This window comes from Nocardia sp. NBC_01327, from assembly GCF_035958815.1.
Lineage (GTDB): Bacteria > Actinomycetota > Actinomycetes > Mycobacteriales > Mycobacteriaceae > Nocardia.
Window position 1 is genome coordinate 39,105 of the sequence record NZ_CP108383.1, and the last position, 14,692, is coordinate 53,796.

Below are 14,692 nucleotides of genomic sequence, written 5' to 3' on the forward strand. Positions count from 1 at the left end.
TAGGAAACGATCTCGCAATCCCCGTGGAGCACGAAATTCACATACCGGGCCACCCGGTGCGCACCGGCCGCGACCAGCCGTTCCCCCGCCCGCCCACGCTGCTATGGTCGGTGCTCATGGGCACCGAATCGGCTGTACGACCACGCCAGCGCGCGCGGCATCTCGGGCCCGAACGCCGCCGCCCGCAGGTGCTCGACACCGCCCTCAAGATTGCCGCCGACGACGGCATCGCCGCGGTGACCATTGCCGCCGTCGCCGATCGCATGAAGGTGACCCGCCCGGTCGTCTACGCCTGCTTCGCCGATCGCGTGGAGCTCATCGAGGCGCTGCTGCGGCGCGAGGAAGACCTCATGCTCACCGGTGTGCTGGCGGCACTGCCCCGCCGCCGGGTCGAGGCCGACGAGGCCGTGTTCGTGGAGGGTTTCCGCGCCCTGCTGCAGACCGCCACCGCCCGCCCCGACGGCTGGCGGCTGCTGTACGGCAATCCCGATCCGGCCGTGGCCAGTTCCTTCGGGCGCGCCCGCGAGCTGGCCGTGGAGCGCTGCACCCGCCGCCTGCGCCCGACCCTGCGCGCCTGGGGCACCGTCGACGCCGAGCACAAACTGGCCGCACTGGTGGAATTGTGGGTGTCGGCGGGCGAGGGCGCGGTGCGCACGCTGCTCACCGAACCGGGCGACTGGACCTCGGACACGCTGGGCGAATTCGTCGGCGCGGCCGTCTATCGCGCCCTGCGGCACGCCTGAACAAACCCTGCGGCACGCCTGAACAACACTGCGCCTGAGCAATTCCGCGGCCGCGTCGGCAATCCGGTGGCTACGATGGACAAGGGACCATCAGTCAGTGGGAGACGGCGATGACGTTCTATCGACAGGTGGGGGCGGTGCCGCCGAAGCGGCACACCCAGCATCGTGATGAGCAGGGCCGGCTCTACTACGAGGAGCTGATGGGAGAAGAGGGTTTCTCCGGCGACTCCTCTCTGCTCTATCACCGCGGATTGCCGCCCGCCATTGTGGATTCGACGGTGTGGGCACTCCCGGATCAGCGCACCTACCCGAATCATCCACTGCGGCACCGGCATTTGAAATTGCACGAGCTGTTCCCCGAGGGCAGGCCCGCGGAGAGCGATATAGTCACCGGTCGGCGACTACTGCTCGGCAATGCCGATGTCCGCCTCTCCTATGTGGCCGCACTGCGGGAATCACCGCTGTACCGCAATGCCATCGGTGACGAGCTGGTCTACATCGAATCCGGCAGCGGCACCGTGGAGACGGTGTTCGGCGTGCTGCGGGTGCACCAGGGCCATCAGGTGCTGCTCCCCCGCGCGACCACGCACCGCTGGCTGCCGGACGGCCCGGAACCCTTGCGCGCCTACATTATCGAGGGCACCGGGCATATCACGCCGCCCAAGCGCTACCTCTCCAAATACGGTCAGCTGCTGGAGCACTCCCCCTATTGCGAGCGCGATCTGCACGGACCGGCGGAGCCGTTCGAGGCGCAGGGCGCCGATGTGGAGGTGCTGGTCAAGCATCGGCCCGCCGGTGAGATCGTCGGCACCCGACTGGTTTACGCCGCGCACCCGTTCGATGTGGTGGGCTGGGACGGCTGCCTGTACCCGTTCGCGTTCGATATCGCCGATTTCGAACCCCTCACCGGCCGGGTGCATCAACCGCCGCCCTCCCATCAGGCGTTCGAGGGCAACAACTTCGTGGTCTGCAATTTTGTGCCGCGCAAGGTGGACTACCACCCGCTCTCGATTCCGGTGCCGTACTACCACTCCAATGTGGACTCCGACGAGATCATGTTCTACTGCGGCGGAAACTACGAGGCGCGCAAGGGTTCCGGCATCGGCCAGGGCTCGGTATCGGTGCATCCGGGCGGGTACGCGCACGGCCCGCAGCCCGGTGCGTACGAGCGCAGCATCGGCATCGAATTCTTCGACGAGCTGGCGGTCATGGTCGATACCTTCCATCCGCTGCAGCTCGGTGCGGCCGCACAGGCCTGCGAGGACCCCGGTTATGCCTGGACCTGGTCCGGTCGCGGACCCTCCCAGTGGATTTGAGCCGAACACCGATGACGACGAGCAGGGGTGGGTATGAATAGTCGTGTGCGGATCGAGGTCCCCGCGGACTCCGGATTCGGCCCGGCGCATCTGCCGTACTGCGTGTTCCGCCCGCTGGGCGAACAGCCGCGGGTGGGTGCGCGGCTGGGCGACAGCGTCATCGATCTGGCGGTGGCGCTGGACGATCCGATGTTCGCGCAGCCCAGCCTGAACGCCTTCATGACCCAGGGCCCGCAGTGCTGGCGCGAGGTGCGGGAGCTGATCCAGGCCGCGGCCGAGCACGAATTCTCCGCCGCGGCAGTGCATTCGGTGCAGTCGATCGAGCTGGATCTGCCCGTGCGGATCGCCGACTACGTCGATTTCTACGCCAGCATCGACCATGCCACCGCCATGGGCCGCATGCTGCGCCCCGATGGCGAACCGCTGCTGCCGAATTGGCGGCATCTACCGGTGGGCTATCACGGCCGGGCCGGCACGGTGGTGGTATCGGGCACCGAACTCACCCGCCCGCAGGGTCAGCGCCGGACCGAGTCCGGCACACCGGATTTCGGGCCGACCCGCCGCCTGGATATCGAGGCCGAGCTGGGCTTCCTGGTGGGCGCGGGTTCGGATCTGGGCGCTCCGATCCCGACCGGCGACTTCGCCGAACACGTTTTCGGCGTGGCCCTGGTGAACGACTGGTCGGCCCGCGATATCCAGGCCTGGGAGGGACAGCCGCTCGGCCCGTTCCTCGGCAAGTCCTTCGCAACCACGCTCTCGGCCTGGGTGACGCCCCTGGAGGCCTTGGTGGCGGCGCGGATTCCCCTGCCGGAGCAGGATCCGGAGCCGCTGCCCTATCTGCGCGACAGCGCGCCCTGGGGCCTGGATATCGAGCTGGCGGTGGAGTGGAACGGGCAGCAGGTCAGCACTCCCCCGTTCGGCCGCATGTACTGGTCCCCGGCGCAGCTGCTGACGCATATGACGGCCAACGGCGCGTCCACCCGCACCGGCGATCTGTTCGCCTCCGGCACCATCTCCGGGCCGGAACGGCAGGAGCGGGGTTCCTTCATGGAATTGAGCTGGGGCGGCAGCGAGCCGATCGATCTGGACGGGGTGCCGCGCACTTTCCTGGAGGACGGCGACGAGGTGGTGGTCACGGCCACCGCACCGGCGGCGGGTGGCGGGCGGCTGACTCTCGGTGAGGTGCGGGGCCGCATCGCGAAGCAGTAGAGGCCTATCGCTGAGTAATAGCTGATCGATATGTCCATGACCATGGTCACTGTCGATCGCTAGGAAGAACTCAGGAACGCTACCGTTCCGAAGTCGAATGACTTCGGAGGGTGTGCGTCAATGCTGACCAATCTTGCCCGGTTCGCCATGACGCGCCCGCGCGCCGTCCTGGTGGCCGCACTGTTGCTGATGATCATTTGCGGTGGCTTCGGCGCCACCGCGAAATCGCATATGGTCGGCGGCGGCTACCTCACCCCCGAGCTGGAGTCGGTGCAGGCCAACGACTTCATCGACAAGCACTTCCCGGGCGGCAACCCCAATCTGATCGTCATGGTCAGCACCGATGCCGGGGTCAACAGTCCCGCGGCACGCCAGGAGGCGCAGAGCGTCACCGATCGGCTCACCCAGGATCCGAATGTGACCGGGGTGCAGTCGTATTGGACCAATCTGACGTCCCGTCCGGATCTGGCCACCGCACTGCGCAGCAAGGACAGTCATCGCGGCCTGATCATGGCCACCATCCTGGGCACCGATAACGAGGTGCAGAACCGGGCCGTGGCGCTCAGCGCGGATATCAACGGCGACCGCGAGGGTGTGCAGGTGCGGGTCGGCGGTATGGCCGGCAGTTTCGCGGATATCAACCATCAGGTGGAGAAGGACCTGATCCTGGCCGAATCCATTGCCGTGCCGGTCTCCGGGCTGCTGCTGGTCCTGGTGTTCGGCAGTGTGATCGCGGCGGCGCTGCCACTCATGGTGGGGTTCTTCGCGATTGCGGCGACCCTCGGCATTCTGCGGCTGATGACCGTGTTCATGGACGTCTCCATCTTCGCGCTGAATATGACCAGCGCGCTGGGCTTGGCCCTCGCCATCGATTACAGCCTGTTCATAGTCAGCAGATACCGCGAGGAACTCGGCAACGGTCTCGACAGCCGGGCCGCCATTCTGCGCGCGGTGCAGACGGCCGGGCGGACCGTGGTGTTCTCCGGGCTGACGGTCGCTCTGGCCCTGGCCGCGCTGGCGGTGTTCCCGCAGCCGTTCTTCAAATCCTTCGCCTATGCCGGTGTCGCGGTCGTGGCCGCCGCGGTGGGTGCGGCGGTCCTGCTGCTGCCCGCCGCGCTGATCCTGCTCGGCGACCGTGTGAATGCCTGGGATCTGCGAAAGCCGCTGCGGCGTCTGCTGGGTCGCGGTGAGCGGACCGTGGTGCGTGCCGAGGACAGCGGCTGGTATCGACTGGTATCGGGCGTCATGAAGCGGCCGGTCCCGGTAGCCGTAGCTGTCACCGCGATTCTGCTGCTGCTCGGAACCCCTTTCCTGTCAGCACATTTCGGCACGCCCGACGATCGAATGATCGGCACCTTCGCCTCCAGCCGTCAGGTCGGTGATGCGGTGCGCGGAGACTTCAACGCGAATATGGCTTCCAGCGCGGTGGTCGTACTGCCCGGATTCCACGGCTCACCCACCGAGATTCGCGACTACGCAACGGCATTGGCGAAGGTGCCCGGAGTGCCCGCGGTGCTGTCGAGTGACGGCGTGTACGCCGACGACGGCACCGGCGTGCGCAAGGTGGCGGCGGGGATTTCGCAGATGGCCGGGCCGGATGGAGCCTATCTGTCCATCGGTACCAGGGAATCGCCCTTCACCGAGGCAGGCAAGACGCAGCTGGAAGCACTGCGTGCGGTACCTGCGCCCGGTCCGGTGCTGTTCGGTGGTGCGGCGGCGCTGAACAAGGACACCATGGACTCGGTCATCTCACGACTTCCGCTGGCAGGGGCGGCAATCGCGGTGATCACCCTCATCCTGCTGTTCCTGTTCACCGGCAGTGTGGTGCTGCCGGTGAAGGCGCTGCTGCTGAATGTGCTGTCCCTGACGGCCACCTTCGGCGCCATGATCTGGATCTTCCAGGAAGGCCACCTGGCGGGCGTCCTCGGATTCACCCCCACCGGCAGCGTCGACATGTTCATGCCGATCCTCATGTTCTGCCTGGCCTTCGGCATGTCCATGGACTACGAGGTCTTCCTGCTCTCCCGCATCCGCGAGGAATGGCTGGCCTCCGACCGCACCCCCGAAGCCAACACCCGCTCAGTGGCCCTCGGCGTAGCCCGAACCGGCAAAATCTTCACCGCCGCAGCAGGCCTGATGGCAGTAGTCCTCCTGGCAGTAGCCACCTCCGAAGTCACCGCCATGAAACTCTTCGGCATAGGCCTGGCCCTGGCAGTAATAGCCGACGCAACAGTAATCCGAGCCCTCCTGGCCCCCGCCCTGATGCGCCTGATGAGCACCACCAACTGGTGGTCCCCCAAACCCCTAGCCGCCCTACACAAACGAATCGGCCTGGAAGAAACCCCCACCGACCACCCAACCCCCATTCCCCAACAAGAACCCGCCCTGACAAAGCAATAACCAGCCACCACCTATGAGGAGCCGGAAGGAATTCGGACAGTGAGGGTTTGGTCTGTCAGGCTGCCTGGTTCTGTTCGGACCATTCGGACTCTACCTCGTTGGGTGTGCGGTAGCCAATCGCTGAGTGCAGCCGAATCTGGTTGTACCGCAACTCGATATAACGAGTGATGTCTTCCTCGGCAGCTGCCCTGGTCCGATAGTGCGTCCGGTAGACACGTTCATTCTTCAAGGTCCCGTTGAATGATTCGGCCCAGGCGTTGTCGTAGCAGACCCCGGTCCGCCCCACCGACCGGAGAATGTTCAATTCCTTCGCGACACCGGCGAACTCCGCGGACAGATATTGAGTACCGCGGTCGGAATGGAATACCGTGACCCCTGGCACGAAAGCAACTGTGCGGCAAGCCATTCGCAACGCGTCTGTGACGAGTTCGGCACGCATGTGTTCGGCCATCGCGTAGCCGACTACCTTCTTGGAAAAACAATCCAGCACAGTCGCGAGATAGAGCCAGCCCTCCGCAGTACGAACGTAGGTGATGTCGCCGACCAGCTTGAGGCCGGGCCGGTCGGCGGTGAAGTCACGCCGTACCAGGTCCAGCAACACGCCTGCGTCGCCGGCGAGGGTCGTGACCGGCCGGAACGGGCGCGGCTGGCAGGCCACCAAACCCAACTCACGCATGATCGACCGCACCGTCTCCGGATCGGCGATGGTGCCCCACCGGGCGAGCTGAGCGTGGACGCGACGATACCCATACGTGCCGTCGGAATGTTCGAACGCGAATTGAACTTCAGCAGAAAGGATCTCGCGCCGAACAGTGGTCACCGAGACCGATCTGCTCTTCCAGTCATAATAGCCGGACCTGGATACTTTCGACCACCTGCACATCCTGGAGACCGGGTAGTTTCCTTCTTCGGATTCGATGAACGCGTACTTCGCGGTCACCGGAACCTCTTCGCGAAGAAGGCCGCCGATTTTCCCAGGAACTCGTTCTCCGCCTCCAACTCTCGCACCCGGCGCTCGAGTTCGGCCAACCGCGCCTTATCAGGTATCGACAACTCCGGCTCCACGACCACATGGGTTTGCCGATAGTTCTTCACCCAGTAGTTCAAGGTCTGCTCGATCAACCCCAACTCGCGCGCAACCTCGGCCACCGTCCGTGACCGCTCGACCACTTCTCTGGCCGCCGCCTCACGAAACTCCGGCGAATACCGCGTATTCTTCCGTGCCACAACAACTCCGTTCGGTGAACCCCGACTCTACTTCGGGGCCACTGTCCGAGAACCTTCCAGCGCCTCACCTAAGCCCTCGAACCAAAAGCTCTTCGTGTTTTGTTCTCGAGAACGGCACCACAGCCGGTCGACCCCGCTGGTACCGCAGGTTCGCTCCTGACTGCGGAAGGTAAATCGGGTACCCCTCCCCACGTGCCCAGCACGGCCATCTCGGGCTTTGCCCGCACCCCGTGCTGACCAACCCTGCCCGGGAGGCAAGAAACCCAGGTGCACCGACCGTTTCGGCATAGAAACCGTCGGCCACCGGGGATGGAACAGCGGGTCTCTCAGTGGCACAACGGTTATCGGGTCTGTGCCGTGCGGATATCTGCTGTGTGGTCGGGGAGAAGGGTTGTGTGGTGCCCTCTTCGGGAGGGTTTCGAGGCCGAGATGAGGCCGGTGCACCTGGGTTGTATGCGTCGAGAGGCAGTGGTGGGTCACTGGGTGCGGGCAGGGCCCGAGATGGCCGTGCTGGTGGCGCCGGGTGGGGTACCCGATTTACCTCCCGCAGTACGGATATACCTGCGGTACCGGCGGGGTCGATCGGCTGTGGTCCCGTTCTCGAGACGGAAGACGAAAAGACCACAGAATCAAAGAACAAGGACGCCCGGAAACAAGGGATCGAAAACCAAAACCCCGAAAAACCTTGTCCGGCAACGACCTCTAGCACCGACAGGATCAACCTGTCGGTGACACAAGGGGCAGGAACCTATTGTCGCGGTGGCGGTGGGGCGACCCGGCGCAGCACCCGGTACCGCATCGGGGACAACCCCCAGGCACGACACACCGGGCGAGGGCGCAGGGACGGCGGAGCCTCAGCCATCAACTCACCAGGATGATGCAGATGATTGACCTGCGGAGTCCCGGACGGGTCCACATGCGCAGGGGCGATCCACGCGGTACGGCCCGGGAAGTCTGAATCCGCACCGAGTTTGATCGTCTTCCACCCGCGCGGGCCGTCCTTGACCAGGGCGTGGCAGTGATCGCACGCCAAGGTCAGGTTCTCGATGTCGGTGCGGCCACCCTTGCAGAACTCGGTCACATGATGCACTGCCGCCATACTCGCCGGAGCCGAGCAACCCGGACGGGTGCAGCCACGCTCGGTGGCGATCAACGCCAACCGCTGCGCCGGATTCGCCAACCGGGCCTCGCCCAGGTGCAGCGGCATGCCGTCCTTGTTCTTCACCAACACGAACGTCTTCGAGCGGCGGGCCACCAACTTCAACGCCTCAGGAACAGGCACCGTCCCACCGGTCGCGGTGGTAGCCACCCCGGCCACGCGTTCCACGTCCTCGATGCTCATGGTGAGGATGGTCGAGACCGGCAGCCCGCGGTGGGAGCCGAGCTTGGCCGGGTTGAAGTCCGGGTGCAGCACCGCCAGCAACGCATCATGCTGGCGCTGCACCTTCGTGCGCTCGTCGCGGGCCGCGCAGGCTTCGAGTACGTCCCGGGGGATCGGGTTGTCCTCGTCCTCGGCCCACGGGCTTTCCTTGTCCGCGGGGTTGCACATGCCCGGACGCGCCAGCTTGGCCATGACCGCATCGAAGGCCCCACGCGCATCGGGGGTGAGTTCGACGGTGAGGGTGGACATCAGGTCGTAGCGTTGCGGACTCGCACTCGCCGACCGCAGCCGTTGCCGGTCGTCATCGTCGGTGAGTGTGCCGTCCGGGTCGAGGTAACCGAGGATCCGCTCCCCGATCCGAGGCAGATGTGTCGGATCCAAAGCGCGTGCTTGCCGGGCCAGTTCTTCTTCGGCGTAGGCGCGGGCTTCGGCGGGGACCTTGCTGGGCAGCCGGTTCATGACCTGCCGGATCACCCGCACATGATCGAGGGAGATCGCCCCGTCATCGAGAGCCTGGGCCGAGCACGGCAGTATCGGGGCCGGGTCGGGTTCGTCACCGACGCGGTGCCAGACGGCGAGGTCTTCGGCGGTGCGCCACCGGTTGATCGCATCCCCGTGCGAGATGTGCAGCACCGCTTGCAAATACAGGGCCGGGCTCCCGGAACCGTTCTTGGTGGGCAACGACCGGGCACAGGCTTGTACGATCAGGTCTCGTTGCACTGACGCCAACCGGCGGGTGCTGGTTTCGATCTGCTGCATCAACTCGACGATGTCGGTGTCGGGCAACGGAATCAACGACAGGGTGGTGAGGGTATCGACCGCCGCGACCAGTGCGGCTGCACTGGCCGTGATTGCGGTTTCTTCCCTTGATTCCATGCCTCTATTCTACCGCTGGAAAACAGACCCGGAAAGGCGAATTCCGTTGTGATATAAGGCTATTCAGAATATTCGGGTTTTATCATTTGCTCTTGTTCTTCTTCTCATCCAGGCGATCTTGTCTTTTACCGCTCGCCCCGTCGACCGCTATCGACCACTGCGATGAATCGGGTCAGGTCCTCGGTCAATGTCTCTACGGTGTCGGCGGCTTCGCCGTCGTCGTGATGGTGCAGCCAGTCGGCGACCAGTTCGAACATGCCTCCGATGGTGGCGAGGCATAGGGCTAGGCCCTGGCGGTCGGTGAGTGAATTCTGTTGTGGCCATTGCTGGTTGAGGAAGGCGGCGGCCCAGCGGCGGTTGCTGCGGCGTTTGGCTTCGACGGCGGGGGAGATTCCGCCTGCTTCGCCGAAGGTGACCTTGGCCAGGCGGGGGTCGTCGGCGATGGCGTGTACGAAGGCGGTGGTGAGGGCGCGCAGGCGGTCGGGCCAGTCGTGGCCCTCGGTGTCGGCGGCGGTTTCCGCGACCCGCTGCTGGATCTGTGCGGTGATCTGTTCCAGCAGTGCCGTATAGCACGCCTCCTTGCTGTCGAAATGGTCGTAGAAGCCTTTGGTGCCGACGTAGGCCTGCTGACAGATCTGCTCGATCGACGTTCCCGAATAGCTTTGCCGGGCAAAGAGTTCGGTGGCGGCGGCGAGCAGTTGCCGGCGCCGTTGCGCGCTGCGCTCGTCCGCGTCGAGGCCGCGGATCCGGCGCCGCACGGGGGTCCGGTCTGGCGCCGCGGCCGGTTTGCTGCGGGTCATGCCATGACGATAGCCGGGTGCGTTTCAGAAAGACATCTTGTTGACAACAGGGTGCCGTGTTGTAATCGTCGTCACGTCGATGACGAAGGGAACAGACGTGGCTATCAATGGGGATCGCCGGCGGAGGGGGTGGCGGCGGTTTACCGCGGCCGCGCTCTCGACGGCAATGACGGCATCCATCGCGGTGCTGCTGGGGGGCGCGGCCACGGCACCGGCCGCCGCACAGCCGGAACCGGTGAACGTCGACCAGTTCTACAGTGCGCCAGACGGTTTCGAATCGACTGCACCGGGCACCATCCTGCGCTCCCGCGAAGTGCAGCTGGCGGTGCTCACCGTACTGCCGGTGCATATTCGGTCCTGGCAATTGCTTTATCGCACAACCGATCTGAACGGACAGCCCGCGGTCGCGGCCACCACCGTCGCGATTCCGGAGGGCGCCGATACCTCGCACGGCCGCCCGCTCGTATCGCATCAATTCTTCTACGACAGCACCTCGCCGAACTGCGCACCGTCGTACGTCCTGCAGCAGGGCGGCGGATTGCCCGCGCTGGAGGGCATCCACTCCACGGTCGAGTACCTGGAGCTGGCGGCCTCGATCAGCCAGGGCTACGCCATCAATGTTCCCGATTACGAAGGGATTTACGGGCACCTCGCGGTGGCCAAGGAACCCGGCTACATGATTCTGGACAGCGTGCGCGCGGCGGAGAGTTTCTCCCCGCTCGGCCTGGACGGTGTCAATACCCCTGTCGCACTGTGGGGTTACTCCGGCGGTGGCATGGGCAGCGGGTGGGCGGCGGAGATGCAGCCGACGTACGCACCCGAGCTGAACATCAAGGGCATCGCCATGGGCGCGCCCGTCTCGGACGTGGAATCGCTTCTGCACGTGAACGGTTCGATGTTCGCCGCGCTCATCGGCGTCGGCATCGCCTCACTGCGCAATGCGTATCCGAAGTTCGCGGACGCCGTCGACCGCTATATGACACCGGAGGGCCGGGCGATCATGGATCGCACTGCCAACCAATGTCTGCCGCGCAATGCGCTCACCCTCATGTTCACCGACTACCAGCGCATGCTGACCATCCCCATCGCCGATTTCCTGGCCCTGCCGGAGGTCAAGGAGGTCTTCGATTCGACTGTGCTGGGCAGCAATCCGCCCACCGCGCCGACCATGGTCTACCAGGGCGTCTACGACGAGGCCGTGCCCTGGTACACCAACGATCGCATGGTGCAGCAGTGGTGTGACGGCGGCACCTCGGTCTACTACAAGCGCGACCATCTCAGCGAACACCTGACCCTGACCACCCTCGGCATGGCGGACGCCTTCAACTGGATCAACGGCCGGTTCGCACCCGGCGCACCTGATCCGGTCGGCTGCCGCACCGACAATGTGGTCACCATGCTCGCCAATCTGGACGCCCTGGCGACCCAGACCGAGATCAGCCTGAACGCCACCTTCGGCGCACTGGGCTGGCCCATCGGCCCGCAGGAGCACTGACCCGCTGGGCGGTCGCTCGTGCGGCCGCCCAGTTCCCGCGTGTCACCTGCGCGAACAGTTCTGTGTGATTGTCCGAGTCCGCGCACTCCGGCAACCCGGTAAGGTCGGCCACGGTAATCATGCCAACGGGGGCTCGCACCAGCGGGCTGAGAGGACGGCTAGCCCATTCGGGCGGAGCAGGGCCGTCGACCGTATGAACCTGACCGGGTAATGCCGGCGTAGGGAGGATTCACATGTCATCGAAGTCTGTCGTGCCCAAGGGCGGTTCCGCCGTGGTCGACACCGTGACAACCGGGCCCATTCAGGGCAGCGTCAAGCATTACGAGCAGGTCGAGGCCGGCGGCACGACGCTGCGGATTCCGGTGCGGCGCATCAACCTCACCAATGGCGAGAAGTTCGACGTCTACGACACCTCGGGGCCGTACACCGACGACAATGCCGTGATCGACCTGCAGGCCGGGCTGCCCAAGGTGCGCGACACCTGGACCAAGCCCGATGTCCCCGGTCCGCGCACCCAGCTGGCCTGGGCGCGCGCGGGCATCATCACCCCGGAGATGCACTTCATCGCGGCCCGCGAAGGCGTCGACGCCGAACTGGTATGCGATGAGGTCGCCGCCGGCCGCGCCGTGATTCCGGCCAACCACAATCACCCCGAGTCCGAGCCGATGATCATCGGCAAGAAGTTCCTGGTGAAGATCAACGCCAATATCGGCAACTCGGCCGTGAGCTCCTCCATCGCCGAGGAGGTGGAGAAGATGGTGTGGGCCACCCGCTGGGGCGCCGACAACATCATGGATCTGTCCACCGGCAAGAACATTCACGAGACCCGCGAATGGATTCTGCGCAACTCCCCCGTCCCGGTCGGCACCGTGCCGATCTACCAGGCGCTGGAGAAGGTGAACGGCGATCCCACCCAGCTTACCTGGGAGCTGTACCGCGACACCGTCATCGAGCAGGCCGAGCAGGGCGTCGACTATATGACCGTGCACGCGGGCGTGCTGCTGCGCTATGTGCCGCTCACCGCCAAGCGTGTCACCGGCATCGTCTCGCGCGGCGGCTCGATCATGGCGGCCTGGTGTCTGGCGCATCATCAGGAATCGTTCCTGTACACCAACTTCCGCGAACTCTGCGAGATCCTGGCCAAGTACGACATCACCTTCTCGCTCGGTGACGGCCTGCGCCCGGGTTCGGTCGCGGATGCCAATGACGAGGCCCAGTTCGCCGAACTGCGCACCCTCGGCGAACTCACCAAGATCGCGAAATCCTATGGCGTGCAGGTGATGATCGAGGGCCCCGGCCACGTCCCCATGCACAAGATCGTGGAGAACGTGCGGCTGGAGGAGGAGCTCTGCGAAGAGGCCCCCTTCTACACCCTCGGCCCGCTGGCGACCGATATCGCGCCCGCCTACGACCACATCACCTCGGCCATCGGCGCGGCCATCATCGCCCAGGCCGGCACCGCCATGCTCTGCTACGTCACGCCCAAGGAGCATCTGGGCCTGCCCAACCGGGACGACGTCAAGGTCGGCGTGATCACCTACAAGATCGCCGCCCATGCCGCCGATCTGTCCAAGCAGCACCCGCACGCCCAGGACCGTGACGACGCACTGTCCAAGGCGCGCTTCGAATTCCGCTGGCACGACCAGTTCGCGCTCTCCCTGGATCCCGATACGGCCCGGGAGTACCACGACGAGACGATGCCCGCGGAGCCCGCCAAGACCGCGCACTTCTGCTCCATGTGCGGCCCGAAGTTCTGCTCCATGCGCATCTCCGCGGATGTCCGCGAATATGCCGAGAAGCAGGGGCTCACCGATGTGGCGGCCATCGAGGCCGGCATGGCCGAGAAGTCGGCCGAATTCGCCTCGACGGGCAATCAGGTCTATCTGCCGGTCGTCTCCTAGAACACACGTAATACGCACTGGGCGTGCACTACTCGGTTCCTGGCCGAGTGGTGCACGCCCGGTTCGTCCGCGCCGGCGAGTGTTCACCGGCGTTGTTGCGGCACAACCTATTTCTTATCGGCGGTGAGCGTTCCCCCGATGGCCCAGCTGTCGGTGGGGACCTCCTGGATCCACACCTGCACGGCCTCGGCGGGAATCTGCAGCGCGTCGACAAAAGCGTCGGTCACCCTCCGCACCAGCTCGCGCTTGAGTTCGACGGTGCGGGGGCCCTGCTGAATGGTGACGATGGGCATGACTGCTCTCCTCTGCGATGTGCCGAATTCGATTGGCCCCGTCCGATTTCCGGTTCTTCCGGCGGCCTGAGAACAGTTCACCGCAGCGCGGAGCGCGAACCAATGGCCAGTGCGTTCACATTGCGATAAGCAATCCTTATCGTGCGTCCGAACCCGCCTGCTCGCTCTCGGAAATCAACCTGACCAGCAGATTCAACTGCGGCGACACGGCGCCCGACCGGACCGCCAATCCGATGGGCAGCGACATGCCCGCCTCCGCGAACGGCCGGAACGCCACCCTCGGGTTATGCACCAGGCGAGCGTTCGACGCGTAGACGACGGTCCACATCGGCGCGCCGGCGCCCACCGCGGCCATGGTGTCCTGCAAGGTGCTGGAGGCGGGCGAGGGCAACGGGACGGGCTCGAAACCGGCACGCTGACAAGCCGAAAGCACCAGATCCACCAGCGCCGGATGCTCACGCCGCTCGATCAGCCGGATCGGGAGCGAGGCCAGATCGGCAAGGCGGACCGTCTCCTGCGCGGCCAGCGCATGCCGGGCGGGCAATGCCACCACGAGCGGATCATCCCAGGCCGGAAGCAGATCCAGCTCCGGACTGTCCTGCGGCGACCGCACGAACGCGGCATCCAATCGCCCGTCGGCCACCTGCTTGATCCGCTCCTGCACCGGCAGCGCGACCAATTCGACCCGCACCTGCGGCGCCCGCTCGGCGAACCCCTCCAGCAGCGCGTCCAACCGCTCCCCGAGCCCGGTCACGGTGCCGAGCCGGAAGACCTCCGCGCGCCCGCCTGCCAGATCCGCCACCGACGCCCGCGCCTGATCGGCCGCCGCCAGCACGGCGCGCGCCCCGGGCAGGAACCGCATTCCCGCCTCGGTCAACCGCACCCGGCGCGGGGAGCGTTCCAGCAGTTGCACTTTCAGGTCCCGCTCCAGCCGCTGCACCTGCTGGCTGACCGCCGGCTGCGCAATATGCAATCGCTCGGCGGCCCGCCCGAAGTGCAATTCCTCGGCCACCGTCACGAAGTATCGCAGCTGACGCAGTTCCATCTACTG

11 protein-coding genes and 1 riboswitch are annotated in these 14,692 nt (G+C 65.5%); of the genes, 6 read left to right on the plus strand and 5 right to left on the minus strand.

The annotated features are described in order from the left end of the window. The first annotated feature begins 116 nt into the window (after positions 1 to 116). From OG326_RS00185 to OG326_RS00200, 4 genes are all read left to right on the plus strand, one after another. Entirely contained in the window at positions 117 to 743 is a 627-nt protein-coding gene (locus OG326_RS00185; protein WP_327146303.1) for a TetR/AcrR family transcriptional regulator, read from the plus strand. Between the two features lie 110 nt (positions 744 to 853). Continuing rightward, the gene (locus OG326_RS00190) at positions 854 to 2,059 is read left to right on the plus strand and encodes a homogentisate 1,2-dioxygenase (protein WP_327142600.1); all 1,206 of its coding nucleotides are present in this window, start codon (positions 854 to 856) and stop codon (positions 2,057 to 2,059) included. 33 nt (positions 2,060 to 2,092) lie between these two features. Further along, positions 2,093 to 3,268 (plus strand): fumarylacetoacetase, encoded by a 1,176-nt coding sequence (gene fahA, locus OG326_RS00195; RefSeq protein WP_327142601.1) that lies wholly within the window; start codon positions 2,093 to 2,095, stop codon positions 3,266 to 3,268. Positions 3,269 to 3,388: 120 nt separating this feature from the next. Continuing rightward, on the plus strand, positions 3,389 to 5,668 hold the full coding sequence (locus tag OG326_RS00200; RefSeq protein WP_327142602.1) for an MMPL family transporter: 2,280 nt from the start codon (positions 3,389 to 3,391) through the stop codon (positions 5,666 to 5,668). A 55-nt stretch (positions 5,669 to 5,723) separates the two neighbouring features. On the opposite strand, the gene OG326_RS00205 is transcribed toward OG326_RS00200, so the two are convergent. From OG326_RS00205 to OG326_RS00215, 3 genes are all read right to left on the minus strand, one after another. Then, positions 5,724 to 6,895 (minus strand): IS3 family transposase gene (locus OG326_RS00205; RefSeq protein WP_442790893.1). Its coding sequence is split into 2 segments (ribosomal slippage): positions 5,724 to 6,643 and positions 6,643 to 6,895, totalling 1,173 coding nucleotides; the frame shifts between segments, so codons are not numbered across the junction. A 748-nt stretch (positions 6,896 to 7,643) separates the two neighbouring features. Continuing rightward, a complete protein-coding gene (locus OG326_RS00210) occupies positions 7,644 to 9,152 on the minus strand; it encodes an HNH endonuclease signature motif containing protein (protein ID WP_327142604.1) in 1,509 nt (502 codons plus the stop codon). Between the two features lie 125 nt (positions 9,153 to 9,277). After that, positions 9,278 to 9,952: a TetR/AcrR family transcriptional regulator gene (locus tag OG326_RS00215; protein ID WP_327142605.1), complete on the minus strand. Its 675-nt coding sequence runs from the start codon at positions 9,950 to 9,952 to the stop codon at positions 9,278 to 9,280. A gap of 97 nt (positions 9,953 to 10,049) precedes the next feature. On the opposite strand from OG326_RS00215, the gene OG326_RS00220 reads away from it, so the two are divergent. Both OG326_RS00220 and thiC read left to right on the plus strand, forming a co-directional pair. After that, positions 10,050 to 11,447, plus strand: a complete 1,398-nt coding sequence (locus tag OG326_RS00220) for a lipase family protein (protein WP_327142606.1) — start codon at positions 10,050 to 10,052, stop codon at positions 11,445 to 11,447. Positions 11,448 to 11,562: 115 nt separating this feature from the next. Next, positions 11,563 to 11,689, plus strand: a riboswitch (TPP riboswitch). After that, the gene (gene thiC, locus OG326_RS00225) at positions 11,681 to 13,348 is read left to right on the plus strand and encodes a phosphomethylpyrimidine synthase ThiC (RefSeq protein WP_327142607.1); all 1,668 of its coding nucleotides are present in this window, start codon (positions 11,681 to 11,683) and stop codon (positions 13,346 to 13,348) included. It overlaps the preceding riboswitch by 9 nt. A gap of 107 nt (positions 13,349 to 13,455) precedes the next feature. Here thiC and dmpI read toward each other — a convergent pair whose 3' ends face one another. Together dmpI and OG326_RS00235 are read right to left on the minus strand one after the other, a co-directional pair. After that, positions 13,456 to 13,722 carry a 4-oxalocrotonate tautomerase DmpI gene (gene dmpI / locus OG326_RS00230; RefSeq protein ID WP_327142608.1) on the minus strand — a complete coding sequence of 89 codons (267 nt, stop codon included), beginning with the start codon at positions 13,720 to 13,722 and terminating at the stop codon, positions 13,456 to 13,458. Positions 13,723 to 13,777: 55 nt separating this feature from the next. Further along, positions 13,778 to 14,686: a LysR substrate-binding domain-containing protein gene (locus OG326_RS00235; RefSeq protein WP_327142609.1), complete on the minus strand. Its 909-nt coding sequence runs from the start codon at positions 14,684 to 14,686 to the stop codon at positions 13,778 to 13,780. Positions 14,687 to 14,692: the final 6 nt, after the last annotated feature.